Source organism: Azoarcus sp. DD4 (assembly GCF_006496635.1).
Lineage (GTDB): Bacteria > Pseudomonadota > Gammaproteobacteria > Burkholderiales > Rhodocyclaceae > Azoarcus.
The window spans coordinates 5,181,178-5,207,337 of record NZ_CP022958.1; the positions used below are offsets into that span (position 1 = coordinate 5,181,178).

Here is a 26,160-nt window from a genome sequence, read left to right on the forward strand (position 1 = left end):
CTTGGCCCCGTACCGGTGATTGGCTAAGGTTCACCGTTTTTCGCGCATGGACAGGAGTGGGGGGCGGGTGGAGAAGACGGCTTCGAACTGGGGACTGAGTGCAGTGCGTTGGGCGGTGGCCGGCGCCTTTCTGCTCTTCGTCACCGACCTCCTGCTCGCCTGGGTGCTGTGGAACGAACGCGAACGCACCCTGGAGCGTGGCCGCGAAACTGCCGCCCAGGCCGCCACGGTGGCGCTGCGCCGTGCCGACAACCTGTTCGAACTGCTCGATCGCACCCTGTCCGGCGTCAGCGAGGTGGTCGCCGCCCGCGAGCGGCCGCCGAGCCGCGAAGACCTCTACCTGCATCGCCTGCTGCTGCGCCGCCAGGCGATCACGCCCACCCTGGTCTGGCTCAGCATCCTCAACCCGGAAGGCCAGCTGATGACGAGTTCGCGCCTGTATCCGCCGCCGCGACTGGAACTGGGCGACCGCGACTACGTCATCGCCCAGACCGAGCACTGGGACCACGAACTCTTCATCGGCAGCCCGGTCGCCACCCGCACGACCGGCGAAGCGGTGGTGCCGATCAGCCGGCGCATCGTCAATGACGGCGGCCGCTTCATCGGTGTCATCGCCGGCGGACTGGACATCGGCTTCCTGCAGGAGCTGGTGACCGACACCGCACCGCAGGACGGCCTCGTCCTCGGCATCTTCCGCAATGACGGCCACGCGCTCGCCTGCCTGCCTTCGCGTGCGGCGTGCCCGGATGCGCCCTTGCCGGTCATGGAGCTGATCGATCACGACCATCACGATGCCAGGGCCACCGTCACCGATCGCCGCCTGCTCGGCCCCGGCAAGGGCATCGCCGCCTACGCCGCCTCCAAGGACGGCCAGTTCTTCGTCGTCGCCGACCTGCCGACCAAGCCGCTGCTCGCGGCCTGGCACACCAATCTGCCGATCTTCATGGTCATCGCCTTCGGCGGCAACATCGCGCTGGCGGTGCTCGGCCTGTTCGCCTATCGGCAGGCGCAGCGCCGGCGCCAGGCGCTCGAAGCGCTCGCCAGCGCCAACCGCAACCTTGAAAACCGCGTGCGCGAGCGTACCCGGGAACTGCACCAGCTGGCCCACACCGATGTGCTCACCGGGGCGCGCAACCGGCGCGCCTTCATGAGCGAGGGCGACGCGCTGTTCGCGCTGGCCCATCGCCACCAGCGCGACCTCGCGGTGATGGTGCTCGACGTGGACCGTTTCAAGGCGATCAACGACCGCTACGGCCATGCCGGCGGCGATGCCGTGTTGCGTGCGCTGGCCACCGTGCCACAGGCGGTGCTGCGCGGCTCCGACCTCTTTGCCCGTCTCGGCGGCGAGGAATTCGCCATCGTGCTGCCGGAGACGAGCCGCGACGGTGCGATCGAGGTCGGCAACCGGCTGCTCGCTGCCTTCCGCGACTGCGCGGTCGAGCACGACGGACAGACGCTGCACTTCACCGTTTCCATCGGCTTGAGCGTGCGCGAGTCGACCGACCGCGACCTCGAAGCGCTCCTGCACCGTGCCGACGCCGCGCTCTACCGCGCCAAGGAAGGCGGTCGCGACCGCCTCGAGTGGTCGCCCGCGAGCGCCCGCCTGTGCTAGGTTGACGCCAGCTCAGCACCGCTCCGCGGCCATGCCCGACCAGCCCAAGTCTCACGATCCGCTCCCTCCGCTGCAGCACACCGGCCATCCCGGCGAGCTCGTCGGCGTCGGCGAGGACGTGTGGATGGACGTCATCCACAAGATGGACGAGGTCTATTCCGATTTGCTGCAGTACGAGGTGGCGCTGGAGGAGAAAAACGCCAAACTGGAGGAATCCCAGCAGTTCATCCTGTCGGTGCTGACCTCGATCTCCGACATACTGGTGGTGTGCGACCGTAACGGCGCGATCGAGGAGGTCAACCGCTCGCTGGAGGACTTCACCGGCCGCGACCTGGCCGCGCTGCGCGGCACCTCGGTATTCGAACTGCTCGCCGACGACCAGGCGCGTGCCCAGCTGCGCCACCTGTTCGCGGTCTTCGGCGATCAGGCCCTGCACGACTGCGAGCTGCCGCTGCGCGCGCGCGACGGCAGCGCGGTGCCGGTGTCGCTCAACTGCACGCCGCGCTTCAACGCCGTCGGCAAGTCGATGGGCATGGTGGTCACTGGCCGCCCGGTGGGCGAACTCAGGCGCGCCTACCAGGCGCTGCGCCAGGCCCACGACGACCTCAAGCGCACCCAGCAGCAACTGCTGCATTCCGAGAAGATGGCCTCGCTCGGCCGCCTGGTGGCGGGCGTCGCCCACGAGCTGAACAACCCGATCAGCTTCATCCTCGGCAACGTCCATGCCCTGAAGCGCTACGCCGGCCGGCTGGAAAGCTACCTGGGCGCCATCCACGGCGGCGACAGCGCCGACCACATCGCGCAATTGCGCGCGCGGCTACGCATCGACCGCCTGCTCGGCGACCTCCCTGCGCTGATCGACGGCACCATCGAGGGCGCCGAGCGCACCCGCGACATCGTCGACGGCCTCAAGCGTTTCTCGGCGATAGACCGCGAGGTGAACGAGTCCTTCGACCTCGCCGCGGTGATCGAGCGCGCGGTGAGCTGGGTGAAGCGCGGTGCGCGCGACAGCTTCCACGTGCGCTTCAGCATGCCGCGCAAGATCCCGATGACGGGCTCGGCCGGCCAGATGCAGCAGGTGATGATGAACCTGGTGCAGAACGCCTGGGATGCCACCGCCGACCAGCCCGAACAGTGGCTGGATATCGTCGCCGAGCCGGACGGCAACGCCGGCCTGCTGCGGGTGAGCTTCCACGACAACGGCCCCGGCATCGACGACAAGCATCTCGCCCACGTCTTCGACCCCTTCTTCTCCACCAAGCAGGTGGGCAAGGGTACCGGGCTGGGGCTGTCGATCAGCTACGGCATCATCGAACGCCACGGCGGACGCATCACCGCCGGCAACCATCCGGCGGGCGGCGCGATCTTCATCGTCGAGCTGCCGCTGCCGGGCAGCGCGGATCAGGCCAGGCGGCGGTAGGCGCCACCGTGGTAGATCAGCGGCGGCAGCGACTGACGGTCGAAATTCAGCACTTCGCTCAGGAACACCACGTGGTCGCCGCCCGGATGGCGCACCGTGTTGCGGCATTCGAAGCGGGCGCAGCAGCCCTTCAGCAGCGGAATCCCGCCCACGCCGGTATCGACGTCGAGACTGCCGAACTTGTCGTCCGAACGGGTCGAGAACAGGCGCGACAAGGGTTCCTGGTCTTCGGCGAGCACGTTGATCGCGTAGTATTCGCAGTTTTCGAAGATTGCCCGGCTGGGCAGCTGGTTGGCCAGGCTCCAGACGATCAGCGGCGGCTCGAGCGACACCGAGTTGAAGGAGTTGATCGTCAGCCCGATCGGATCGCCCTCGGGCGTGCGCGTCGTCACCACCGCGATGCCGGTGGCGAACATGCCGAGCGCGTTGCGGAAGTTGCGGCTGAAGTCCGCGGGGGACGATTTCTGGTGGGACATGGGATCGTTCTGCCAGGTACGCAGCCGGATGCTGCAGCCGCACATTGCCGAGAATCGGGATAGCGCCGGATTATCGCTGCGAAGGCGGCGAACGTCGAGCCTGAATTGCCGCCCCCAAACATGAACACGCCCAAGCCCGACACCACCCCCGACACCGGCCCGCAGGACTTCGCCCACCGCCTGATCCGCTGGCAGCGCGCCCACGGCCGCCACGACCTGCCCTGGCAGGGCGGCTCCGACCCCTATCGCATCTGGCTGTCGGAGATCATGCTGCAGCAGACCCAGGTCGACACCGTCATCCCCTACTACCAGCGCTTTCTCGAGCGCTTCCCGGCGCTCGCCGACCTGGCCGCCGCGCCGGTGGAAGACGTGATGGCGCTGTGGAGCGGGCTGGGCTACTACGCCCGTGCCCGCAACCTGCACCGCGCCGCCGTCGAGATCGCCAGCCGCCACGGCGGCAGCTTCCCGCGCAGCGCGGCGGCCATTGCCGAGCTGCCCGGCATCGGCCGCTCCACCGCCGCCGCGATCGCCGCCTTCGCCTACGGCGAGCGTGCCGCCATTCTCGACGGCAACGTCAAGCGGGTGCTGTGCCGCGCCTTCGGCATCGATGGCTTTCCCGGCGAGAAGGCGGTGGAGAACCGCCTATGGGCGCTGGCCGAATCCCTGCTGCCGGCCACCGGAGTCGGCCGCTACATCCAGGCCCAGATGGACCTCGGCGCCACCGTGTGCACCCGCGGCAAACCAGCCTGCGTGCGCTGTCCTTTCGAGGCCGACTGCGTCGCGCGCAGCACCGGCCGGATCGCCGAGCTGCCGGTGGCACGGCCGAAGAAGGCGGTGCCGCGGCGGCAGAGCCGCATGGCGGTGGTGGTGAGCAACGGCAGGGTGCTGCTGGAACGCCGCCCGCCCAGCGGCATCTGGGGCGGCCTGCTGGCGCTGCCGGAGATTCCGCAGGACGCCACCAACATCGGCAGCTGGATGCACGGCACACTGGGCCTGCGGGCCGCCACGATGGCGCCGCTGCCGCCGCTCACCCATGTGTTCACCCACTTCGTGCTGGAGATCGCGCCGCTGCGCATCGACATCGAAGACGACACGGCGCTCGCGCGGGACGACGGCGCGCAATGCTGGCTGGCCCTGGCCGACATCGCCGGCGCGGCCCTGCCCACGCCGGTGCGGCGCATCCTCGAGGGCCTCGTCGCGCCGGACCTGTTTGGCGGCTGAGCGCCGCGCCGGCCGCTTCAGTTGATGGTTTTGAGCAGGCCCCGCTGCTGCAGGAACTGCTGGATGATCTCCAGCCGGCTCACCACGTCGTCCAGCTCCAGCAGCTTCTGCCGCGCCACCATGGGGATGGGCAGCAGCTCGGCGTAACGCGCGCCGACCCAGGCGGCATCGTCGAAATGGTGGGGTTCGGGCAGGCGGTCGCCGAGGTCGCCGACGATGGCCCGCAGCAGCGGCAGCAGTTCGGCCTGATCGGCCGGCACCGGCTCGCTCGGCAACGCCGCCAACCAACGCACCGTGCCGTTGAGCAGACCGTCGCGCTCGACCTCGTGGTCTTCGACGCGGAAGCGGCGGCCGCCGCGCACCATGATGGACAGCACGCCCGGTTCGGTCATGTCCCACTGCTCGATGCGCGCCTCGGTGCCCACCGGGTGGGGGATGGCGGCGTCACCCACTTCCGGGCCGGCAGCGATCAGGCATACGCCGAAGCTCGCGCCCTCGCGCAGACAGCGCGTCACCATGTCCATGTAACGCGCCTCGAACACCCGCAGCGGCAGCAGGCCATCGGGAAAAAGCACGGTATTGAGCGGGAAGAGCGGCAGGCGGACGGCGTCGGTCATGTCGGCGGGTCGGGGCGGGATTGTTCGGTGCGCAGTCGGCGCGGTTTCAGTCTATGCCATCGGCCGGCGCTTCGCCCCAGCGCGCCATCAGGCTGTGCGCCACGCCGAGCTGGTCGAGAATGCGGGCGACGACGAAATCGACCAGGTCTTCCACCTTCTGCGGGTGATGATAGAAACCCGGATTGGGCGGCAGGATGCAGACCCCGAGGCGGGCCAGCTTGAGCATGTTCTCGAGGTGGATGGCCGAGTACGGCGTCTCGCGCGGCACCAGCACCAGCTTGCGGCCTTCCTTGATGACGACGTCGGCGGCGCGCTCGATCAGGCTCTGGCTCAGCCCGGCGGCCACCGCCGCGAGCGTCGCCATGGTGCAGGGACAGACCACCATCGCGTCCGGCGGATTGGAGCCGGAAGCCGGCGGTGCGAACCATTCCTCGCGCCCGAACACCCGCAGCTGGCCGGGCGTGGCGCTGAAGCGGACGGCCAGTTCGGCCTCGACCTCGGCCGGGCGGCCCGGCAGGGTCCAGCCCATCTCCTGGCGCGCGACGATCTGCGCCACCTGCGAGTACAGCAGCCAGACCCGGCAGCCGGCGGCGAGCAGGCATTCCACCAGGCGCACGCCGTAGGGCAGGCCGGAAGCGCCGGTGAAGGCAACGGTGATGGTCTTGGGAGCGCTCATCGGCGAAGAAACACCAGGAAGCTGTCGAAGCCGCAAGGGTAACCGATAGTGCCGGGCGCGTTGGCGCAGCGCATTTCCGGCCTTCGTCGATGCCAGCTTGCGCCATCTTATGCTGCACTGCACAAAATCATTGACAACGATCAGCTGCCCGGTACAATCGCCCTTAATGCTGCATTGCAACAAACCCCGAAACCCCTTCCGCTTCCATCACCGCATCGCCTACCCCGGACAAAGATCATGAACCAATACTTCACCGCCGAATCCTTCGCCGCCACCACCAAGGCCAACCTCGAGCTCTTCTCCAAGCTGGCCACCAGCGCCCTGGTGCGCGCCGAACGTCTGGTCGCGCTCAACATCGGCACCAGCCGCGCCATCTTCGAAGACAGCATCGCCAGCACCCGCGCGCTGCTCGCCGCCAAGACCCCGCAGGAACTGGCCGACGCCCAGGCCACCCTGCTGCAGCCCGCCGTCGAAGCCGGCGTGGCGCTGGCCCGCAATGCCTACGAGATCGCCCTCGAAGGCCAGAAGGAAGTCGCCACCCTGGCCGAAGGCCAGATCGTCGAACTGCAGAAGGCCGTTGCCAGCTCGCTGGAACAGGCCGCCAAGTCGGCGCCGGCCGGCACCGAAGGCGTGTTCGCAACGATCAAGTCGGTGCTGGCCGCCAACAGCAGCGCCTATGACAAGCTCAGCGAGGCTGCCAAGCAGGCCGCCGTGCTGGCCCAGGCCAACGTCAGCGCGGCGACCGACGCCGCCGCCAAGGTCATCCGTCTGAACAAGCAGGCGGCCTGATTCGCCTCACAGGGCGGCGCCGGGCCCAGGCCCTGCGTCCGCCCGCCGACAACGGGGTCGCCATGTGCGGCCCCGTTGCCGTTTACGGCCGCCACATCAGACGCGGGGCGCCGCCTGCAGGGCCTGGCGCATGCCGCCGAAGCGGCGGCGGTAGGCCGCCGGCGTCAGGCCGACGCTGCGGCGGAACAGCCGGTTGAAGAAGCTGGCGTCTTCGTAGCCGAGTTCCAGCGCCACCGCCTCCACCGCCAGCGCACTCGCCTCCAGCATCTGCTTGGCTTCCTCCAGCCGCAGGGTGTGCACGTATTCGATCGGCGACATGCCGGTGGCGAGCTGGAAGCGGCGCTTGAACGAACGCTCCGGCAGGCCGCTGCGCGCCACCATCGCCGCGACCGGCGAGGGGCGCTGGTAGTTGTCCGCGATCCAGGCCTGGCAGTCGGCGATCAGCGCGTCCTCGGCCTGGCGCGAACGCGCCAGCCGGGCGAAGGGTTGCTGGCCGCTGTGATGCCAGTCGATCAGGTTGAGGCGCGCCACATGCATCGCCTCGTCCACGCTCGCCAGCCGCGCGATCAGGTAGAGCGCGAGATCCAGCCAGGACGTGCCGCCGCCGGCCATCACCAGGCGCTGGCCCGCGCCCGCCGCGACCAGCGCACGCTGCGGATGCACCTTCACCGCCGGGTAGTGGCGGGCGAGATGTTCGCAGAAGCCCCAGTGGGTGGTCGCATTCTCGCCGTCCAGCAACCCCGCCTCGGCCAGCATCACCGCGCCCGAGCAGGCGGTGGCAAGCAGGCTGCCGTGCGCATGGCAGGCGCGCAGCCAGGCCAGCTCCACGGTGAAGCGGCCGGCAATGGGCTCGCCCGGCGCCACCGCGAGTTCCGGCACGCACACCAGCGCCGGCGCCGCGCAGTCGGCAAAGGCGAGATCGGGCACGATCGTCACGCCATTGGCGGCGCGTATCGGCCGGCCGTCCTGCGACACCACCACCGGCACGAACAGCGGCGTTCCGGCACGCCCCGTCGTCACCAGCGGCCAGTCGCGCCCGGCCGACATGAAGAGGTCGAACATGCCGTAGACCGTAGACGCGGTGGTCTCGGCCATGGCCAGGATCGCGATGCGGATCGGTTCGACGGGTGTCATGGCAGATTCGTCCACCTTGTTGCCGGAACGGCTTTGGTCGCCCCGCGCGACAAGGCCTATCTTCGTGGCCATGCGCGGCGGAAAGCAAAGGCCCCTGGCACCCATCTTAGACGACGCCGGCACCGGCCTCGCCGCGCATTTCACCCCGACCGAGGAGACATCATGAGCCGCTACCGCAACGCCTTGCCCCAACTCGCCGGCGCCGCCTTCATCAGCGACGGCGGGCTGGAGACGACCCTGATCTACCACCGCGGTGTCGAACTGCCGCTGTTCGCCGCCTTCGTGCTGATCGACGACGAAGAAGGCCGCCGCGAGCTGTTCGACTACTACCGCGGCTACGCCGAGATGGCCGGTCGCCACCGGCGCGGCCTCGTCCTGGAAAGCCCGACCTGGCGGGCCAATGCCGACTGGGGCGCGCGGCTGGGCTACGACGCCGCCGCGCTGGCGGCGATCAACCGCGACGGCGTGGGCCTGATGGAAGAGATCCGCGCCCGCTACGAGACACCGCACTCGCCGATGGTGATCAGCGCCTGCGTCGGCCCGCGCGGCGACGGCTACATCGCCGACAGCCGCATGAGCGCGGCCGAAGCCGCCGACTACCACGCAGCCCAGATCGCCACCTTCGCCGGCACCGCCGCCGACATGGTGTCGGCATTCACGCTCAACTACGTGGAAGAGGCGATCGGTGTGGTGCGCGCCGCCCAGGCCCACGCCATGCCGGTGGTGATCTCCTTCACGCTGGAGACCGACGGCCATCTGCCCTCCGGCCAGCCGCTGGCCGAGGCCATCCGCGAGACCGATGCCGCCACCGCCGGCGGGCCGCACTACTACATGATCAACTGCGCCCACCCGACGCATTTCGAGCATGTGCTCGACACCCAGGGCGCCGACGACGCGCGCTGGACGACGCGCATCCGCGGCCTGCGCGCCAACGCCTCATGTCGCAGCCATGCCGAGCTGGACGCCGCCACCGAGTTGGACGAAGGCGATCCGCAGGATCTCGGCGCGCGCTACCGCGGCCTGCGCGCACGCTTACCGGCGCTGGCGGTGGTGGGCGGCTGCTGCGGCACCGACCACCGCCACGTCGAGGCGATCTGCACCGCCTTCGGCCACTGAGCGGAAACGGCGTCGGGTCGGCCGCCCCTGCCAATCACTTCAGGTAGTCGGACAGGATCACCCAGCGACCGTCGCGGATCTGCGCCAGCCGGCCGTGACGGTTGCCGAGGTGGTCGGTGGCGCTGAAGCGGTATTCCGGGCTGCCGAAGAAATCGCGCGTGGTGTTGAGCTTTTCCATGGCGGCGACGAAGCGCTCGGTGGTGAGCTCGCGACCGGCCGCCTGCGCCGCCTGGATGAAGAGATCGGCGATGGAATAGCCCATCGCGCTCCACACGTTGGGCTCGGCGCCGTAGCGCTGGCGGTAGCGGGCGATCCAGTCCCCGAGCACGCGACCGGCGCCGTCGGCGTAGGGGTGCGGCAGCACGCTGACGCCGTACAGACCCTCGACCGCGGCGCCGCCGAGTTCGTGGGTCTGCGCCGAGTAGCCCGAGGCGGTGACCAGCATGTCCACCTTCCAGCCGGTCTTGCGCGCCTCGCTCATCGCCGCGATCGTCTCGCGCACCACGGTGGCGAGCACCACGAGGTCGCAGTCGGCCGCACGCAGCCGCGCCACCTGGCTGGAAAGGTCGCTGGCGCCGCGCTTGTAGCTGGTTTTCTCGACCAGCTTGCGGCCAAGCTTTGCCAGCCCGGCATCGACACCCTTCAACACTTCCAGGCCGTAGTCGTCGTCCTGGTAGAGCAGGCAGGCGCGCTGGTAGCCGCGTTCCTTCACCATGTGGCGCACCGCCGCCTCCATGTAGTCCTGGTAGGGCGCGAAGAGCTGGAACTTGAGCGGATGGAGCGGGCTGTAGGTGGATTCGTGCGGCGAGAAGGGGAAAAGGTGCAGCCGGCCGGCATCGACGATCAGCGGCATGGTCGCCATCACCACCGGCGTGCCCATGTCGGCGAGGAAGGCGAAGGCGCGGTCGCGCTGGATCAGCTTGCGCGCCGCCAGCACGCCGCGCTTGGGATCGTAGCCGGCATCCTCCACCACCAGGCGCAGCTTGCGGCCATGCACGCCGCCCGCCGCATTGACCTCGTCGATGCGCATCAGCATGCCGTCGCGCACCGGCGTGCCGAGCAGCGCGATCGGGCCGGACAGGTCCTGGATGCTGCCGAGCACGATCTCGCGCTCGCTCACGCCTGGCGTGGCGGCAGCCGCCAGGCCGACGAAACCCGACAGGGCAAGGCTGAACAGGTGGCGGAACAGGCGCATGGAAACCTCCGGCAAGGACGACAACATCGAAGGCGCGGAATTATCCGCCAAATCGCCGGCAGGCCGCAGCGGATCGCTCGTGGCGCGGCTCAGGTGCTGCGACCGCCGCCGGCCAGTCCGTTCGGTCGCAGCAGCACCACCGCGACGATCACCGCGCCGAACAGCACGGTCTCGGCGCCGGCGCTGCGCCCCCATTCGCCCGGCAGCGTGTCGCGCGCCACCGCGATCGCCTGCGGCAGCGCCACGATCACGAGCGCACCCCAGGCGGCGCCGGCGAGCCGCCGCGCGCCGCCGATGAAGGCCAGCATCAGCAGCTCGAACGAGAACAGCAGGCCGAACTGCTCCGGGCTGATGTAGCCGATCCAGTGCGCGTAGAGCCCGCCGGCCAGGCCGGACAGCCCGCCGCCGACGGCAAAGGCCAGCATCTTGGCCGGTGCCGGGTCGATGCCGCAGGCCGCCGCCGCCTCCTCGTCCTCGCGCAGCGCCCGCCACGCCCGGCCGATGCGCCCGTGCAGCCAGCGCGCGCAGGCCAGCCAGGCGAGCGCAAGCGCGGCCAGGCTGACGCCCAGCTGCGCCGCCGTATCGTCGGCCGACCAACCGCCCCAGGCCAGCGCCGGCACCGCCAGCCCGGCACTGCCGCGGGTGAGCGCCTCCCAGCGCACCAGCACTTCCTCGACGATCAGGGCGAAAGCCAGCGTGCTCATGCCGAGGTAAAGCCCGCCAAGACGCCGCGCCGGCAGGCCGGCGAGCGCGCCGCCGGCCACGCCCGCCGCCACCGCCAGCGGCAGCGAGGCCCACGGCGGCAGGCCATGCATCGCGAGCAGGGTCTCGGCATAGGCGCCGAGTGCCACCAGCGCGCCCTGGCCCAGCGTTATCTGCCCCGCCTGACCGACGACGATCACCACGCCCAGCCCCGCGATCGCATAGGTCGCCACCAGCGTGGCCTGGCCCAAAGCGTAGTCGGCACCCAGGATCGCCAGCGCCGCGCCGCCGAGCGCCAGCCACAGGCCGGTGGCAGCCAGCGGCTTCATCGCCGCCGCCCCGCGGCCAAGCCCTCGGGAAAGAACAGCAGCGCCAGCATCAGCAGCACGTAGGGCACCACGTCCTTGGCCCCCTCCGGCAGCACCAGCCCGGCCCATGCCTCGACCACGCCGAGGAAGACGCCGCCCGCGAGCGCGCCCGGCAGGCTCACCAGCCCGCCCAGTACCGCCGCCGGAAAGGCCTTGAGCGCGACCAGGCCCATGTTGAGATGAACGAAGGTGATCGGCGCCAGCAGCAGGCCGGCCACCGCCGCGAGAGCGGCACCCAGCGCCCACGCCAGCGTGTGCATGCCCGCCACCGGCACGCCCATCAGCGCGGCGATGCGGGCATCCTCGGCGCAGGCGCGCAGCGCCAGGCCGGCACGGCTGTAACGGAAGAAGACGGCGAGCAGGCCGGCGAGCAGCACGGTGGCGGCGATCACCAGCAGATGGCTCGCCGCCAGCGCCAGCGGACCGATGTCGATCACCGCATCCGCCCACGGCAGGCGGTACATGTCGTGGGTCGCCGCCGGCACGGTGGCGACGGCGCCGCGCATCATCAGGCCGAGGCCGAAGGTCAGCAGCACCGCCACAAGGTGGGGCTGGCCGAGCGCACGCCGCAGCGCGACGCGTTCCAGCCCGGCGCCGAGCAGGGCGACGGCGCACACCGCCAGCACCGCGGCCGGCGCCAGCGGCAAGCCCAGCGCATGCAGCGCCACCGCGGCGAAGGCGCCCACCATGAGCAATTCACCCTGCATGAAGCTCACCGTCGCGGTGGCCTTGTAGATCAGGACGAAGGACAGGGCCACCAGGCCGTAGACGCAGCCGGTGGCGACGCCGCTGGTGAACACCTGGAGAAAGGCGAGCATGGCCCGGAAGTTCAGCCCGCCAGCGCGGCGCTCGGCGGCAAGGCGCAAGCCGCGCGGTACTCGGCGGCGAGGCGGTCCACCAAGTCTGCCACCGCCGGTACGTCGTGGATGCTCGCCACGCCGTGGCCGGCGCTCCACACGTCGCGCCAGGCGCGGGCCTCGTCCGACATGTCGTGGATCTTGCCCTTGCCGTGACCGGCGGCCAGCTGGGCGCGCTCGAAGCCCGCCTTCTCCAGGCTGGGCCACATGAAGTTGGCGTTGGTGCCGGAGATGGCGTCGGTATAGACGATGTCGGCCGCGCCGCAATCGACCAGCATCTGCTTGTATTCCGGCTGCGCCAGCGCCTCGCGGGTGGCGATGAAGCGGGTGCCCATGTAGGCGAAGTCCGCCCCCAGCACCTCGGCAGCACGGATGGCGGCACCGTCGGAGATGCTGCCGGCGGCGATCAGCACGCCATCCCAGAAGCTGCGGATCTCGCGGATCAGGCTGACCATGCTCTGGGTGCCGGCATGGCCGCCGGCGCCGCCGCACACCGCGATGATGCCGTCTACGCCGGCGGCGGCCGCCTTCTTGGCGTGGTAGGCGTGGACCACGTCGGAGAACACCAGGCCGCCGTAGCCGTGCACCGCCTTCACCACCTCGCCCGGATGGCCGAGGCTGGTGATGACGAAGGGCACGCGGTGCTTTACCAGCAGCGCAAGGTCTTCGTCCAGGCGCTTGTTGGTCGGGTGCAGGATGAGGTTCACGCCGTAGGGCGCGCAGGCGGCGTCGGGGTGCTCCGCGCGATGCGCGGCGAGCGCGGCGTCGATCTCGCCCAGCCACTGGTCGAGTTGCGCGGCGGGACGCGCGTTGAGCGCCGGAAAGCTGCCGGCCACACCGGCCTTGCAGGTGGCGATCACCAGCTCGGGGCCGGAGACGAGGAACATCGGCGCGGCAATGGCGGGCACCCGCAGGCGGCCGCGGAAGGCGGTGGGGATGGGCATGCTGTCTCCTGGCGGATTCTGTCGTGATGATAGGCACCGGGCGGGTACCGACCGCCGGAAATCTAGCACGTCACCGACACGATTCAAACGGTCGTTTTAATTCTGCGCAAAGCCGCGCTTTGCGGGTGACAGCGCCCGATGCATCCCGATACCATGGCGAGCACGACGAAGGCCTAGGCGGCTGTCCTGCGGCGATGCCGGCCCACCCCTCAAAACAAGGAGAATGCGATGAGCTTCATCAAGGAATTCAAGGAATTCGCCATGCGTGGCAATGTCATCGACCTCGCGGTCGGTGTCATCATCGGCGGCGCCTTCGGCAAGATCGTCGATTCGCTGGTCAAAGACATCGTGATGCCAGTCGTCGGCCGGCTGGTCGGCGGCGTCGATTTCCGCCACCTCTACCTCAATCTCGGCAGCCAGAGTTACGACACGCTGGAAGCGGCCGAGAAGGCCGGTGCCCCGCTGGTGAAATACGGCGCCTTCATCAACACCACCATCGACTTCCTGATCATCGCCCTGGCGATCTTCGTGGCCATCAAGGCCATCAACAAGCTCAAGCGCGACGAACCGCCGGCGCCGGCGCCCGAACCCGCGCCCGAACCGGAAGACGTCAAGCTGCTGCGCGAAATCCGCGACGCGCTCAAGCAGCGCTGAGCGCGGCCGCCCGGGGCGTATCGGCGCCCCGGTCAGGCGTGGTCGCCGACGTAGGGATTGGTGGCGCGCTCGTCGCCGAAGGTCGAAGTCGGGCCGTGGCCGGGGATGAAGGTGACGTCGTCGCCGAGCGGGAAGAGCTTGTCGCGGATCGACGAAATCAGCTCGGCGTGGTTGCCGCGCGGGAAATCGGTGCGGCCGATGGAGCCAGCGAAGAGCACGTCGCCGACGATGGCCAGGCGCGCATCCGGCTGGAAGAACACCACATGGCCGGGGGTGTGGCCGGGCGCATGGATGACCTGCAGGCTTTCCCCGCCCACCGTCACGACATCGCCGTCGGCCAGCCAGCGGTCGGGCTCGAAGGCCTCGACGTCGGGGAAGCCGAACATCTTGCTCTGCTGCGGCATGCCGACGATCCAGAAGCGGTCCTCCTGCTGCGGCCCTTCCACCGGCACGCCGAGCTCGCGCGCCAGCCTGGCGGTGCCGCCGGCGTGATCGATGTGGCCGTGGGTGATCAGGATCTTCTCGATGGTGACGCCGAGCTTCTCGGCGGCCGCGTGGATACGCTCGAGATTGCCGCCGGGATCGACCACCGCGGCCTTCATCGTCTGGTCGCACCAGACGATGCTGCAGTTCTGTTCGAAAGGGGTGACAGGAACGATGTGGATCTGAAGCATGGCGGAAACGCTCGGATTTGATGGGCAGTCGCCAGTTTAACCGAGCCCAACCGGACGCTTCCGCCCGCCACGCCGACTCACTCGTTGGCGTTGGGGAAGAACAGCTGCTCGCCACCGATCTTGTAGGCGGCGATCGCGCTCTGGCCTGCCGGCGAGATGACCCAGTCCACGAACTTCTGCGCATCCGCAGCCTTCACGTGCGGGTGCTTGGCCGGATTCACCACCATCACGCCGTACTGGTTGAAAAGGCGGCGGTCGCCCTCGACCAGGATCTTGAGGTCGGCGCGGTTCTTGAAGCTGAGCCAGGTGCCACGGTCGGCCAGCACATAGGCGCCGTTGGACGATGCGGCGATGTTGAGCGCCGGCCCCATGCCGCAGCCGCATTCCTTGTAGCCGCTGCCTTTGTCGCCCTCCAGGCCAGCCGCCTTCCAGTAGCGCAGTTCGGCGGCGTGGGTGCCGCTCTTGTCGCCACGGGAGATGAAGAGCGCGTTGCCCGCCGCCAGTTTCCTGAGGCCGGCGACGATGTCCTTGCCGGCCACGCCGGCCGGGTCGCTGGCCGGGCCGACCAGCACGAAATCGTTGTACATCACCGGAAAGCGCTTCACGCCGTAGCCTTCGGCAACGAACTTCTCCTCGGCGGCGACATCGTGTACGAACAGCACGTCGGCATCGCCGCGACGGCCAACATCGAGCGCCTGGCCGGTGCCGAGCGCCACCACCTTCACGTCGACGCCGGTGGCCTTGGTGAAGGCCGGCAGCAGATGCGAGAACAGGCCGGACTGCTCGGTCGAGGTGGTCGAGGCCATCACGATGGACTGCGCGGCGGCACCGAGCGAAGCGCAGGACAGCGCGGCGGCAAGCAGCCAGCCGCGAATGGAACGGGTGGGGACGACGGCGGTGAGTTTCATGCGGACTCCTGGCGGTAAGTGCGCGCCGCGGCTGCTGCGGCACATGAGGAAGCGTCCGGGCGGGCCGCCCCGGCAGAGTTCGGCCGCCGCACCGGAAGTGCGGTAACGTACGGACCCGACCGACATCCATCAATATGAAGCACCGTGCATAGGGTCCATTTCCACTACACGCTGGGGCGCGACGGCGGCCAGGCGCTGATCCGCAACCCCCTGCTCGATCTGCTGCACGCACTCGCCCACCAGGGCTCGATCTCGGCGGCAGCGCGCGAACTCGGCTTGTCCTACCGCCATGTGTGGGGGGAGCTCAAGCGCTGGGAGGGCGAACTCGGCCATACCCTGGTGGTGTGGGAAAAGGGCCAGGCCGCCCGCCTGACCGAGTTCGGCACCAAGCTTTTGTGGGCAGAGCGCCAGGCCCAGGCACGGCTGCAGCCGCAGATCGAAGCCTTGCGCGCCGAACTCGATCGCGCCTTCGCCGTCGCCTTCGACGACAGCGCCCATGTGCTCACCTTCTACGCCAGCCACGACGACGCGCTGGCCGCGCTGCGCGAACATGCCCGCGCGCAGCCGCAGCCGCTGCACCTGGACATCCGCTTCACCGGCAGCGTCGATGCGATCCGCGCGCTCAACGAGGGCCGCTGCCAGATGGCCGGCTTCCACACCCTGGAGGACGCCGCCCCCGGCACGCTGATCCAGCGCGCCTACAAGCCGCTGCTGCAGCCCGGCCTGCACAAGCTGATCGGCTTCGCGCGGCGCAGCCAGGGCCTCATCCTCGCGCGCGGCAATCCATTGCATCTGTACAGTCTGGAAGACGTTTGCAAGCGACGCGCACGCTACGCCAACCGCGCGCTCGGCACCGGCACACGGGTACTGCTCGACGAATTGCTGCGCCGCGCAGGCTTGGCGCCGGCCGATCTGGCCGGCTACGACCGCGACGAACCTTCCCACGCCGCGGTCGCGCAGGCGGTGGCGGCGGGCGAGGCCGATGCCGGCCTCGGCATCCAGGCCACCGCGCTCGCCCACGGCCTCGACTTCGTCCCGCTGGTGGAAGAGCGCTACCACCTCGCCTGCCTCAAGTCCGCGCTCGACGAGCCGGCGGTGGCCGCATTGCTGCAGGTGCTGCGGAGCGCGGAATGGCAGCAGCGCCTCGCCGCCCTGCCCGGCTACCGGCCGGCCCAGAGCGGCGAAGTACAGGCGATGCGCCAGTTGCTGCCGTGGTGGACCTTCCGCAAACCCAAGCATTGAGCTGTGCTCTTGTCCCTGTTCGAGCCTGCCGCAGGCCGGGCGCGACGCTGGCCATGAAACGGAAAGGGCCGGCACATCGGACCGGCCCTGCGGGCTCGCCGTGCAGCGCCCGCTTCAGGCGGCGCGGCACTCGTTGGCGAGCGGTTTGTGCGTTCTGCCGTCCAGCAGCAAGCCCTTCCACGGCAGGTCTATCCACACCAGGCCGCTCGCGCTGTCCTCGAAACGGGGCAGGCCCGAGTGCGAGGGATCGCGTTCGAGCTGGTAGCGCCCGCCCTTCCAGCCCAATTGGATGCGGCTATTCACACGGTCGCGCACTTCCCGCTCGAGGTGGACGCTCAAACCGTGCTCGCAGTTGTACTTGCCGCTTGCAAGGGTGAAATCGAACTGCCCGTTGCGGGACACGCTCGGCACCTCGGATTTCTGGACGATACCCGGCTCGTTTACGGTCGAACAGGCGGACAGTACGGCAGCGGACGCGAACAGCGCCAGCAGGGAAGAACGGGACATGGCGGCGAGCCTCACGACGATTTCGCTTCAATTGTAGATCTCCACCGCGCGATTCCACGCGCTCGGCCCGGTGTCGACATGTGTCACAGCGAACGCAGGAAGGCCAGCACAGCCTCGCGCCCGGCCCGAGGCAGGCGCGCATAACGATCGCGCGCCGTCTGCGCCTCGCCGCCGTGCCACAGGATGGCCTCGGCGAGATTGCGGGCGCGGCCGTCGTGCAGGAAGTGGCTGTGTTCGTTGATCGACTCCACCAGGCCGATGCCCCACAGCGGCGGCGTACGCCAGTCGCGTCCGCCGGCGGCGTAGTCGGGGCGGCCGTCGGCCAGGCCCGCGCCCATGTCGTGCACCAGCAGGTCGGTATAGGGCGCGATGGTCCGTCCCGACAGCCGCGGAAAACGGGGATGGACGCCGGTTTCCAGCGTCGGCCGATGGCAGTTGCCGCAACCGAGACGGCCGAACAGCGCCTCGCCCTGCTGCACGGCGGGGTCGGCGATGTCACGCCGGGCCGGCACCGCGAGATGGGCGAAATAGAACTCCAGTTCATCGAGTTGCACATCGCTCAGTTCCGGCCGGCCGCCGTCCGGCGCCTGGCTGCACGCACTCTGCGCCGGCATGCAGTTCGGCTGAGGAAACAGGCTGGAGGTGATGCCCAGGTCGCCTATCATGGCACCGGCGACCTGCTGGCGCAGGTCGGGCTGGTTGGCCTTGAGGCCGAAGCGGCCGGCCTCCAGTCGCCGGCGCTCGACGCTCCACGCCCGGTTCACCCTGCCCTTGACCCCGTCCGGCTTGGCCTGCCGCGCCAGTCCTTCCAGCGTCTGCGCCGGCACCGCTTCGAGCAGGCCAAGGCCGAACACCGGCGGACCGACGCGCAGCGAGCTCAGCACCTCGCCCCCCACCTTGCCGATCTCGCCGTAAGCGAGTTCGCGCAGCGCAACGCGCGGGCTGCGCAGGCTCACCTTCTCGCCCCCGGCCAGCACCACCTCGCGTTCGCGCCAGCTCACCGCGGCGCGGCCCTCGCCCGGCACGCCGGGCACGCCTTCCTCGTTGAGCTGTTCGCCATACAGCGGGTGTGGCCGCGGCCCGCCGTGGGCGTCCTTGCCCGGCACCGAGAGCCGCAGCAGCATCGACTGCATGCGCTCGTCCGGGCCGTCGGGCGCGCGCCCGCGGCCGTTGCGGGCGTGGCAGGAGACGCAGGTGATGCGGTTGTAGAGCGGACCGAGGCCATCGACCGCCTCGTCGCGCGAGGGCGCGATCACCCAGGCCTGGCGGAACAGGGCACGACCGCGGGCAAAGCGCTCCAGCTCTGCGGCGCCGAGGCCGGGCAGAGGCTGCGAGAAGGCGTCCCGGCTGCGGTCGGCCACGGTGACCTCGGCCTGTACGCCTGCGCCCGCCATCAACAGCGCCGCTACGGCCCACATCCGCCTCATGCGCCAGCCTCGTCGAGCAGGCGTGCCGCTGCGCCCTGCGCCCTGGCGGCGGCGAACTGCCAGCCGATCTCCACCTGACGCGGTGCTTCGTCGGCGCCTTCGAGTCGTTCGCGGAACCGGGCCAGCAGCGCGGGCGACGCCGCTTCGGCTTCGCTCAACGCCGGTGCGCACAGCTGCCGCCGCACCACGCCGAGTTCCCTGCCCGCACCCTCGGCGGCATGCAGCCGCCGCCACAGCGCAGCGCGCGTCTCGTGACCGATCACGAACTGCTGCTCGAACAGCGAAGCCACCAGCGCCAGCAGGTCGCGGCCGGCACTGTTGTCGTAGTCGTAGGCGCCGCGCGCCGCCGCCTCGAACGGCCGGTGGTAGTCGGCCGGCAGGCCGGCGTAGGCCTCGGGCCGCACCGGCAGCTTGCGGATGTCGGGATGGGTGAGGATGCGCTGACCTTGGCCGGACAGCACGAAGGCCGCGAAGGCGCGCGCGCCCTCGGGGTTGGCGGACGAAGCGGTGATCGCAACGTGCGCCGGATTGATACCGCCGTGCGCCGGGTAGATGAAGCGCAGCGGCGCGCCATTGGCCATCGCCGACGCGACGAAGAAGTCGATCGACACGCCGACTGCGGCGCGCCCGCTCACCACCTCGTCGCTCACCGATGTGCCGCCGCGGCCCACCCAGTTCGACAGGCCGGCGATCTCGCTCCACAGCGCCCAGCCGCGCTCCCAGCCGTACGCCTGCAGCACGATGTCGACCAGAACCGGAGCGAAGCCGACGCGCGCCGGATTGGGCAGGGCGATGCGGCCGGCCAGGCGCGGATCGGCCAGCGCTGGCCAATCGTCCGGCGGCGCGACGCCCAGCGCCGCGAGCGCGTCCGGGTTGGCGACGAAGCCGAAGCCGGCCATCTCGGTCGCGCGGTAGTAGCCGTCGGGGTCGGCCAGCAGGCTGCCGCCGATGCGGTCCGGCAGGCCGGCGGTAGTGATGCCGAGCGGCTGGAAGGCGCCTGCGGCCTTCAGCTGGTCGAAGGTGCGCGGCGACGCCGACCAGTACACATCCACCCCGCCCTGCCCCGGCTGGCGCAGATAGGGGAGCGCGTCGTGCGGCATGCGCCACAGCAGGTGCAGCCGGTACTGCGGATGGGCGCGCTCGAAGGCCGCCTCGACCCGCGCCATCACTTCTTCCGGATAGGCGGTCATCACCGTCACCCGGGCCGGGGCGGCCGCCAGCGCCTGCCGCCCGACCGCGAGCAGGGCGGTGCCCCGCGCGATACCCCGCAGCAAACGGCGGCGTCCGTAGCCCTTGTCATCCAGCTCGGCAGTCATGGCGCACTCCTCAAAGCGGCAGGTTGAAATTCACGAAATAGCTGCGGCCCGGCTCCGGGAAGCCTTCGCTGTACTCGTAGAGACGGTCGAAGAGGTTGTGCACGCCGGCTTCGATCAGCGGACCGCTGGCCAGCCGGTAGCCCGCCTTGGCATTGACCACCGCATAGCCGGCCGCTTCCTGCTTGCCGTCGCTCGAGGTGTAGCGGCGCGAGGCGGCCTCCAGGCTGGCGCCGAACTGCCAGGCGCCCTGCGTCCAGCTGGCGGCGGCGAAGAACTTGTGGCGCGGCGTGTCGGTGAGCTTGACCGTCGCATCCTCCAGGTTCTCGCGGTGGAGCCAGGTGTAGTTGGCATCGAGCTTGAGTGCGCCGACGCGGCCATCGACCGCGAACTCCAGCCCGGTGGCGCGGGCGCGCGCCACGTTCTGCATCTGCGAGCACGGCGGGCTGCTGCACAGGCCGGCATCGACCCGCACCGACTGGATCAGGTCGGTGATGTTGCTGCGGAACAGCGCCGCGTCGAACTTCCAGTCCGGCGCCAATGCCGCCGAGTAGCCGAGTTCGTAGTGGGTGGCGCGCTCGGTCTTGAGGTCCGGATTGGGCAGCGCGGTGCCGAAGCGGAAGGAATAGCGGTCCTTGATGGTGGCGAAGCGGCTCTTGCGCGCCACCGTAGCGCGCAGCCTGGCGCCGTCGTCCAGGGTGTAGAAGGCGCCGAACAGCGCGTTCACCGCATCGTTGTCGCCTTCCGGCTGGCGTACCAGGCCGGTCGAGCTGTCGTAACTTTCGGCACGGGTGGCCTCGCGGTAATCGTAGGAGAGGCCGCCGACCAGGGTCAGCTGCCGGGTCAGCGCGAAGCTGTCTTCCAGCGCGAACGACTGCGTGACGTCGCGATTGCTTTGCTCCGGTTCGCCGGCGTCGTGCTCGCGATGCACGTCTTCCTTGTAGTGGTAGGCCAGGCGCAAACGGTTGGCGGTGCCGAGCGCGAGATCGCCCTCGACCGACAGGCCGTTGGTGTAGTCGTCGTACCGGCTGCGGAAGGCGGATTTCTTCTTCTGCGTGGTGTAGCTGGCGTCGTCGTAGGCGAACAGCGAGTTCTCGTAGGTGTCGTGGTAGGCGCGCAGCTTGAGCGCGTGGTCGCCGAACTGGGTGTGGGTGGCGACGAAGAGGCTGGTCTTGTCCCAGTACGGCCATTGCCAGTAACGCGCGGTGGACAGCGTGCCGGCATAGGGCGGATTGCCCTTCTTGCCGTCCTGCCGGACGTAGCCGAGCACATACTCGTCGGTGGCGTTGGGGGTGAGGCCGAGCTTGAAGCTGAACTTGCTGTCGCGCCGGTAGCTGTTGTCGCGCTTGCCGCCGTCCTCGGTCGATACCGGATCGAAACCGTCCGGCAGACGGAACCAGTCCTCGTCGAGCAGCGAGGCGCCAGCCTGCAGGTACCAGGTCTCGCGCAGCAGGCCGACGTTGCCGTAGAGGCGATAGCTGTTGCGCGCACCGTCCGGGTCCAGCCCGATGCCGCCGCCGATCTCGCCTTCGAAAGCTCTGGACGGCCGCCGGCTGATCAGGTTGATCGCCCCGCCCAGGGTGTTGGGCCCGTAGATCAGCGAGCTGAAGCCCTTGGCCACCTCGATGCGGGCGAGATCGAAGGTGGTGAAGCGGCCGAGGTCCACATAGCCGTCGTAGGGCACGTACACCGGGATGCCGTCGACGAAGACCGGCACCTGACGCAGGTCGAAGCCGCGCACCTGGACCATCTGTTCGTTGCGCGCGCCGACGCGGCTGAGATTGACGCCGGGCGCCATCTCCAGCGCGGCTCCGACGGTTTCGCGGTCGTTGGCGCGCATCGCTGCGCTGTCGATGACGCTGGTGCCGGGCAGCTTGTCGTCCTCGGCCGGCGCGACCACGTTGATCTCGCCCAGCGTGAAGGAAGCGGTTTCGGCGGCACCGGCGGCACCGCCCCAGGCCAGCAGCAGGCCCGCGAGGATGGGGGTAGGCTTCATGTTGTCTTCTTTTCTATTCCACTTTTATTTACTTGTTTATATAACGATAGACGGCCGAACACCCCGGAGATGCTTCCCGGGTGAAAACCTGCCGCGCTTTACCGATGCATCCCGGCCCGGACGACCGGGTTCAGCGGCCTAACCCAATAGCGCCACCGCCTTGATCTGGGCCCACATCCGGCGCCCCGGCACCACCCCGATCTGGTCGCTCGAACGCCGGGTGATGCGCGCGATCAGCGGGGTGCCGTCGGCATCCAGCCGCACCAGCACGTGGGCGGGCGTGTCGGCGTCCGCCACCTCCTGCACCGTGGCGAGCAGGGCATTGGTGATGCTGCTGCCCTCGACCCGGGTGGTGGCCAGGCTGACGTCGCGGGCGTGCACCCGGAAGCGCAGCCGGTGGCCGGGCGGCTCGGGCCGCCGCGCCACCAGCACGTCGCCGCCGGGGAAATCGAGCCGGGTGAGGTGGTAGGCGTCGTCGTGCTCGGCGACCACCGACTCGATGACCACGCCGGCGTCCTCGGTGAAGGCGGTCGGCAGGTCCAGCCGCGCCAGGGTCTGTTGCAGGCCGCCCTGGGCGACCACCCTGCCCTGGTCGAGCAGCACGACATGATCGGCCAGCCGCGCAACTTCGTCCGGCGCGTGGCTGACGTAGAGCACCGGGATGTCGAGCTCGTCGTGCAGGCGTTCGAGGTAGGGCAGGATCTCGTTCTTGCGCTTGAGATCGAGCGCGGCCAGCGGCTCGTCCATCAGCAGCAGGCGCGGGCTGGTGAGCAGCGCGCGGGCGATGCCGACGCGCTGGCGCTCGCCGCCCGACAAGCGATCCGGCATGCGGTCTAGCAGATGGCAGATGCCGAGCAGCTCCACCGCCTGATCCCAGGCCACCCGCCGGCTGGCGGCGGCGATGCGTTTCTGGCCGAATTCCAGGTTGCGCCGCACCGACAGGTGCGGGAACAGGCTGGCCTCCTGGAAGACGTAACCGAGCGCGCGCTTGTGGGTGGGCACGAACACATCGTGCGCGGAGTCCTGCCAGACCTCGCCGTTGATCGCCAGCAGGCCCTTGCCGGCGCGCTCCAGCCCGGCGACGCAGCGCAGGCAGGTGGTCTTGCCCGAGCCGGAGTGGCCGAACAGCGCGGTCACGCCGCGCCCGGGCAGTGACAGGTCGACGTCCAGCGTGAAGCCCGGGTAGGCCAGCCGGAAGCAGGCCCGGATCCCGCCGCTCGCCGCCGCTTCCGCGGTGGCTGGTGCAAGAGGTTCGCTCATCGCATTCATCAAGTCGATCTCGCCGCTCGTCGTCATCCGCGCCAGCCCTGCTTGAGCCGGCTGGTATAGAGCGCCAGCAACACCAGGAAGGAGAACACCAGCATGCCGCCGGCCAGCCAGTGTGCCTGCGCGTACTCCAGCGCTTCGACGTGATCGTAGATCTGCACCGACACCACCCGCGTCTTCTCGGGGATGTTGCCGCCTATCATCAGCACCACGCCGAATTCGCCCACGGTGTGGGCGAACCCGAGGATGCCGGCGGTGACGAAACCCGGCCGCGCCAGCGGCAGCACCACGCTGAAGAAGCTGTCCCACGGCCCCGCGCGCAACGTGGCGGCGGCCTCCAGCGGACGCTCGCCGATCGCCTCGAAGGCGTTCTGCAGCGGCTGGACGACGAAGGGCATCGAGTAGAACACCGAAGCCACCACCAGGCCGGCGAAGGTGAAGGGCAGCGTACCGAGGCCGAGGCTCTGGGTGAGCTGGCCGACGAAGCCGTTGGGCCCCATCGCCACCAGCAGGTAGAAACCGAGCACGGTGGGCGGCAGCACCAGGGGCAGCGCCACCAACGCGCCGATCGGCCCTTTCAGCCGCGACCGGGTGCGCGCCAGCCACCACGCGATCGGCGTACCGATCAGCAGCAGCAACACCGTCGTCACCGTGGCAAGCTTGAGCGTGAGCCAGATCGCCGCGAGGTCGACGCTATCGAGTCCGACACCATCGAGTTGCATGCGCGCCCCCTGTGGAAGCTCAGAGCCCGTAACCGTAGGACTTGATCACCGCCGCCGCCTTCGGCCCCTTCAGGTAGGCCACCAGCGCCGCCGCCGCCGGGTTGTCCTTGCCCTTGGCGAGAATCACCGCGTCCTGGCGGATCGGCTCGTAGTATTCGCCGGGCACGATCCAGGCCGAACCGCTGCTGACCTTGCCGTCCTTGTAGACCTGCGACAAGGCGACGAAGCCGAGCTCGGCGTTGCCGGTGGCAACGAACTGATGGGCCTGGGTGATGTTCTCGCCCTGCACGATGCGGCCCTGCAGACCGTCGCCGAGGCCGAGCCTGGCCAGCGTGCTCATCGCCGCCGCGCCGTAGGGTGCGGTCTTGGGATTGGCGAGCGACAGATGCTTGAACCCGCCATTTTTCAGCACCTCTCCGCCGGCATCGACATAGCCCTCCTTCGCCGACCACAGCACCAGCTTGCCGATCGCATAGGTGAAGCGGCTGCCCGCCACCGTGCCGCCCTCGCCTTCGAGCTTGGCGGGCGTGTTGTCGTCCGCGGCGAGGAAGACCTCGAACGGTGCGCCATTGACGATCTGGGCGTAGAACTTGCCGGTGGCGCCGAAGGCCACCACCGCCTTGTGCCCGGTGTCCTTTTCGAACGCTGCAGCAATGGCCTGCATCGGTGCGGTGAAGTTGGCGGCAACGGCGACCTGTACTTCGGCAGCCTGCGCGGTGCAGGCAACGAAGCCGGCGCCGAGGACAAGGAACAGACGGGACAGCGAACAGCGCATGGCGACACTCCAGCAAAGTGAGGTGGAAAAGTGCTTGCTCAGTCGTAGGCGGCCAGGATCACGCTCGACGACTTGAAGAAGGCGCAGGCCTCGACGCCCGGCGCTATGCCGAGCGCGGCGCAGCTGTCGCCGGTGACCACGCAGGTGACGCTGCGCCCCGAGGGCAGCGCCAGCGTGACTTCGTTGTTCACCGGCCCCTCGTGAATGACGGCAACTTCACCCCACAACTGGTTGCGTGCGGTGAGCTTCATGGAGCGGTCCACCGCCAGCATCACCGATGACGACTTCACCAGCGCGAACACCTCCTTGCCGATGGTGAGGTCGAGGTTCTCCGCGCTGGCCTTGGTGATGATGGCGACGATTTCGGTCTGCGCGTCGAGCCGGATGCGCACCTCGTAATCGACGCCGCCGTCGCGCAGGCCGGTGATCGGGCCGGAAAACTGGTTGCGCGCGCTGGTCTTCATGCTCATGCGGTGCATCAGTTTCTGGAAACTGTGGATGTCGCCGGCGCCGACGTCGTTGAGCCGCTCGGACAGGCGGTCGAGCGCGGCCTGGTATTCGATTTCCAACGCGCGGTACATCGCCACGATGCGGCGGCCGTACTCGGTGAGCTGGGTGCCGCCGCCCTGGCGGCCACCGGTGACCCGCATCACCAGCGGCTCCGGCGCCAGGTTGTTCATGGTGTCGACCGCGTCCCACGCCGCCTTGTACGAAAGCGGTACCGCCTTGGCCGCCTGGTTGATCGAGCCCTTGCGCTCGATCTCTTCCAGCAGGCGGATGCGTGTGTCGGAAAGCGCCGTGCCGACGTCGGTTTCGAGCGACATGCGGGCGAGGAAACGGGTGGCAGTCATGGTTCGGGTCGGCATTATGTTCTCTCGTTTATATAAAGCCAGTTCTATGCCAGAAGCGAGTTTCTTGTGGTTGTAGCAATAGAAGTACGGCGGATATAGTTTCCACCGGAGACGATTGTAGGTCTTCTCACAAATATATGTAGTCAACAACACAGCGTGTACCAATCCCTGCATTCAACTCTCTGGAGAACCCCGATGAAAGTCAGCGCCCGCAACGTCTTCAAAGGCACCATCAGCAAGCTGCAGGCCGGCGCAGTCAATGCCGAGGTCGACATCGCCCTCGGCGGCGGCGACAAACTGGTGGCGATCGTCACCATGGAAAGCGTGAAGACGCTCGAGCTCACCGCCGGCAAGGACGTGGTCGCACTGGTCAAGGCCCCCTGGGTGATGCTGATGACCGACAGCCACGACATCCGCCTGTCGGCGCGCAACTGCCTGTCGGGAACGGTGAAGTCGGTCGAGCCCGGCGCGGTGAACGCCGAGGTCACCCTCGTCCTGCCGGGCGGCACCGAGATCTCGTCGGTGGTCACCAAGGAAGCGGTTGCCGAACTCGGCCTGAAGCCGGGCGTCGCCGCCACCGCCGTGATCAAGTCGTCCAACGTCATCCTGGGCGTGTCGGCCTGACCTGATCCCGGCCCCGGCGTCTGCCGGGATGGCACAGGCCCTGCATGAGGGCGGGACGCGCAACCCCCTCCCCG

Annotated in this window: 26 protein-coding genes; 8 read left to right on the forward strand and 18 right to left on the reverse strand. The window is 69.2% G+C overall.

The window, feature by feature from the left end; translation table 11 throughout:
* The first annotated feature begins 67 nt into the window (after positions 1 to 67).
* On the forward strand, positions 68 to 1,612 hold the full coding sequence (locus CJ010_RS24070; protein ID WP_168225015.1) for a diguanylate cyclase: 1,545 nt from the start codon (positions 68 to 70) through the stop codon (positions 1,610 to 1,612).
* Between the two features lie 31 nt (positions 1,613 to 1,643).
* Positions 1,644 to 3,032, forward strand: coding sequence for a sensor histidine kinase (locus CJ010_RS24075; protein WP_141020329.1), 1,389 nt, complete (start codon positions 1,644 to 1,646; stop codon positions 3,030 to 3,032).
* Here CJ010_RS24075 and CJ010_RS24080 read toward each other — a convergent pair.
* Complete coding sequence (locus tag CJ010_RS24080) at positions 3,014 to 3,508, reverse strand: flavin reductase family protein (RefSeq protein WP_141020330.1); 495 nt, start codon at positions 3,506 to 3,508, stop codon at positions 3,014 to 3,016. The genes CJ010_RS24075 and CJ010_RS24080 overlap by 19 nt on opposite strands.
* Before the next feature lie 120 nt (positions 3,509 to 3,628).
* Here CJ010_RS24080 and mutY point away from each other — a divergent pair, with 120 nt between their 5' ends.
* A complete protein-coding gene (mutY, locus tag CJ010_RS24085; protein WP_141020331.1) occupies positions 3,629 to 4,729 on the forward strand; it encodes an A/G-specific adenine glycosylase in 1,101 nt (366 codons plus the stop codon).
* Between the two features lie 17 nt (positions 4,730 to 4,746).
* On the opposite strand, the gene CJ010_RS24090 is transcribed toward mutY, so the two are convergent.
* Together CJ010_RS24090 and CJ010_RS24095 are read right to left on the reverse strand one after the other, a co-directional pair.
* On the reverse strand, positions 4,747 to 5,346 hold the full coding sequence (locus CJ010_RS24090; protein ID WP_141020332.1) for an LON peptidase substrate-binding domain-containing protein: 600 nt from the start codon (positions 5,344 to 5,346) through the stop codon (positions 4,747 to 4,749).
* Between the two features lie 46 nt (positions 5,347 to 5,392).
* Complete coding sequence (locus CJ010_RS24095; RefSeq protein ID WP_141020333.1) at positions 5,393 to 6,022, reverse strand: flavin prenyltransferase UbiX; 630 nt, start codon at positions 6,020 to 6,022, stop codon at positions 5,393 to 5,395.
* Positions 6,023 to 6,259: 237 nt separating this feature from the next.
* Here CJ010_RS24095 and CJ010_RS24100 point away from each other — a divergent pair, with 237 nt between their 5' ends.
* Complete coding sequence (locus CJ010_RS24100; protein WP_141020334.1) at positions 6,260 to 6,811, forward strand: phasin family protein; 552 nt, start codon at positions 6,260 to 6,262, stop codon at positions 6,809 to 6,811.
* A 96-nt stretch (positions 6,812 to 6,907) separates the two neighbouring features.
* On the opposite strand, the gene CJ010_RS24105 is transcribed toward CJ010_RS24100, so the two are convergent.
* Complete coding sequence (locus CJ010_RS24105; RefSeq protein WP_141020335.1) at positions 6,908 to 7,945, reverse strand: GlxA family transcriptional regulator; 1,038 nt, start codon at positions 7,943 to 7,945, stop codon at positions 6,908 to 6,910.
* A gap of 162 nt (positions 7,946 to 8,107) precedes the next feature.
* Between CJ010_RS24105 and CJ010_RS24110 the strand changes: the two genes are divergently transcribed.
* Positions 8,108 to 9,061: a homocysteine S-methyltransferase family protein gene (locus tag CJ010_RS24110; protein WP_141020336.1), complete on the forward strand. Its 954-nt coding sequence runs from the start codon at positions 8,108 to 8,110 to the stop codon at positions 9,059 to 9,061.
* A gap of 34 nt (positions 9,062 to 9,095) precedes the next feature.
* On the opposite strand, the gene CJ010_RS24115 is transcribed toward CJ010_RS24110, so the two are convergent.
* From CJ010_RS24115 to CJ010_RS24130, 4 genes are all read right to left on the reverse strand, one after another.
* Positions 9,096 to 10,256, reverse strand: a complete 1,161-nt coding sequence (locus CJ010_RS24115; RefSeq protein ID WP_141020337.1) for an ABC transporter substrate-binding protein — start codon at positions 10,254 to 10,256, stop codon at positions 9,096 to 9,098.
* A gap of 89 nt (positions 10,257 to 10,345) precedes the next feature.
* Positions 10,346 to 11,287 carry a branched-chain amino acid ABC transporter permease gene (locus CJ010_RS24120; protein WP_141020338.1) on the reverse strand — a complete coding sequence of 314 codons (942 nt, stop codon included), beginning with the start codon at positions 11,285 to 11,287 and terminating at the stop codon, positions 10,346 to 10,348.
* Entirely contained in the window at positions 11,284 to 12,144 is an 861-nt protein-coding gene (locus CJ010_RS24125) for a branched-chain amino acid ABC transporter permease (RefSeq protein ID WP_141020339.1), read from the reverse strand. The genes CJ010_RS24120 and CJ010_RS24125 overlap by 4 nt, the downstream gene beginning before the upstream one ends.
* A gap of 11 nt (positions 12,145 to 12,155) precedes the next feature.
* Positions 12,156 to 13,127, reverse strand: coding sequence for a nitronate monooxygenase family protein (locus CJ010_RS24130; protein WP_141020340.1), 972 nt, complete (start codon positions 13,125 to 13,127; stop codon positions 12,156 to 12,158).
* 228 nt (positions 13,128 to 13,355) lie between these two features.
* Here CJ010_RS24130 and mscL point away from each other — a divergent pair, with 228 nt between their 5' ends.
* Complete coding sequence (gene mscL, locus CJ010_RS24135) at positions 13,356 to 13,781, forward strand: large conductance mechanosensitive channel protein MscL (RefSeq protein ID WP_141020341.1); 426 nt, start codon at positions 13,356 to 13,358, stop codon at positions 13,779 to 13,781.
* Positions 13,782 to 13,813: 32 nt separating this feature from the next.
* Here mscL and CJ010_RS24140 read toward each other — a convergent pair whose 3' ends face one another.
* Both CJ010_RS24140 and CJ010_RS24145 read right to left on the reverse strand, forming a co-directional pair.
* Complete coding sequence (locus CJ010_RS24140; RefSeq protein WP_141020342.1) at positions 13,814 to 14,455, reverse strand: MBL fold metallo-hydrolase; 642 nt, start codon at positions 14,453 to 14,455, stop codon at positions 13,814 to 13,816.
* Between the two features lie 77 nt (positions 14,456 to 14,532).
* Positions 14,533 to 15,363 (reverse strand): substrate-binding domain-containing protein, encoded by an 831-nt coding sequence (locus tag CJ010_RS24145; protein ID WP_141020343.1) that lies wholly within the window; start codon positions 15,361 to 15,363, stop codon positions 14,533 to 14,535.
* Positions 15,364 to 15,507: 144 nt separating this feature from the next.
* On the opposite strand from CJ010_RS24145, the gene CJ010_RS24150 reads away from it, so the two are divergent.
* Positions 15,508 to 16,605: a substrate-binding domain-containing protein gene (locus CJ010_RS24150; RefSeq protein WP_141020344.1), complete on the forward strand. Its 1,098-nt coding sequence runs from the start codon at positions 15,508 to 15,510 to the stop codon at positions 16,603 to 16,605.
* 114 nt (positions 16,606 to 16,719) lie between these two features.
* Here CJ010_RS24150 and CJ010_RS24155 read toward each other — a convergent pair whose 3' ends face one another.
* From CJ010_RS24155 to CJ010_RS24190, 8 genes are all read right to left on the reverse strand, one after another.
* Positions 16,720 to 17,112, reverse strand: coding sequence for a hypothetical protein (locus CJ010_RS24155; protein ID WP_141020345.1), 393 nt, complete (start codon positions 17,110 to 17,112; stop codon positions 16,720 to 16,722).
* A gap of 83 nt (positions 17,113 to 17,195) precedes the next feature.
* Complete coding sequence (locus tag CJ010_RS24160; protein ID WP_240794457.1) at positions 17,196 to 18,539, reverse strand: di-heme oxidoredictase family protein; 1,344 nt, start codon at positions 18,537 to 18,539, stop codon at positions 17,196 to 17,198.
* A complete protein-coding gene (locus CJ010_RS24165; RefSeq protein ID WP_141020346.1) occupies positions 18,536 to 19,855 on the reverse strand; it encodes an ABC transporter substrate-binding protein in 1,320 nt (439 codons plus the stop codon). The genes CJ010_RS24160 and CJ010_RS24165 overlap by 4 nt, the downstream gene beginning before the upstream one ends.
* 10 nt (positions 19,856 to 19,865) lie before the next feature.
* Positions 19,866 to 21,848 (reverse strand): TonB-dependent siderophore receptor, encoded by a 1,983-nt coding sequence (locus CJ010_RS24170; RefSeq protein WP_141020347.1) that lies wholly within the window; start codon positions 21,846 to 21,848, stop codon positions 19,866 to 19,868.
* 138 nt (positions 21,849 to 21,986) lie between these two features.
* Positions 21,987 to 23,117 carry a molybdenum ABC transporter ATP-binding protein gene (gene modC / locus CJ010_RS24175; RefSeq protein WP_141020842.1) on the reverse strand — a complete coding sequence of 377 codons (1,131 nt, stop codon included), beginning with the start codon at positions 23,115 to 23,117 and terminating at the stop codon, positions 21,987 to 21,989.
* Between the two features lie 23 nt (positions 23,118 to 23,140).
* Positions 23,141 to 23,836: a molybdate ABC transporter permease subunit gene (gene modB, locus CJ010_RS24180; RefSeq protein ID WP_141020348.1), complete on the reverse strand. Its 696-nt coding sequence runs from the start codon at positions 23,834 to 23,836 to the stop codon at positions 23,141 to 23,143.
* 19 nt (positions 23,837 to 23,855) lie between these two features.
* On the reverse strand, positions 23,856 to 24,611 hold the full coding sequence (gene modA / locus CJ010_RS24185; RefSeq protein ID WP_141020349.1) for a molybdate ABC transporter substrate-binding protein: 756 nt from the start codon (positions 24,609 to 24,611) through the stop codon (positions 23,856 to 23,858).
* Between the two features lie 38 nt (positions 24,612 to 24,649).
* Entirely contained in the window at positions 24,650 to 25,462 is an 813-nt protein-coding gene (locus CJ010_RS24190) for a TOBE domain-containing protein (RefSeq protein WP_141020350.1), read from the reverse strand.
* A 195-nt stretch (positions 25,463 to 25,657) separates the two neighbouring features.
* Here CJ010_RS24190 and CJ010_RS24195 point away from each other — a divergent pair, with 195 nt between their 5' ends.
* Positions 25,658 to 26,086 (forward strand): molybdopterin-binding protein, encoded by a 429-nt coding sequence (locus tag CJ010_RS24195; RefSeq protein WP_141020351.1) that lies wholly within the window; start codon positions 25,658 to 25,660, stop codon positions 26,084 to 26,086.
* Positions 26,087 to 26,160: the final 74 nt, after the last annotated feature.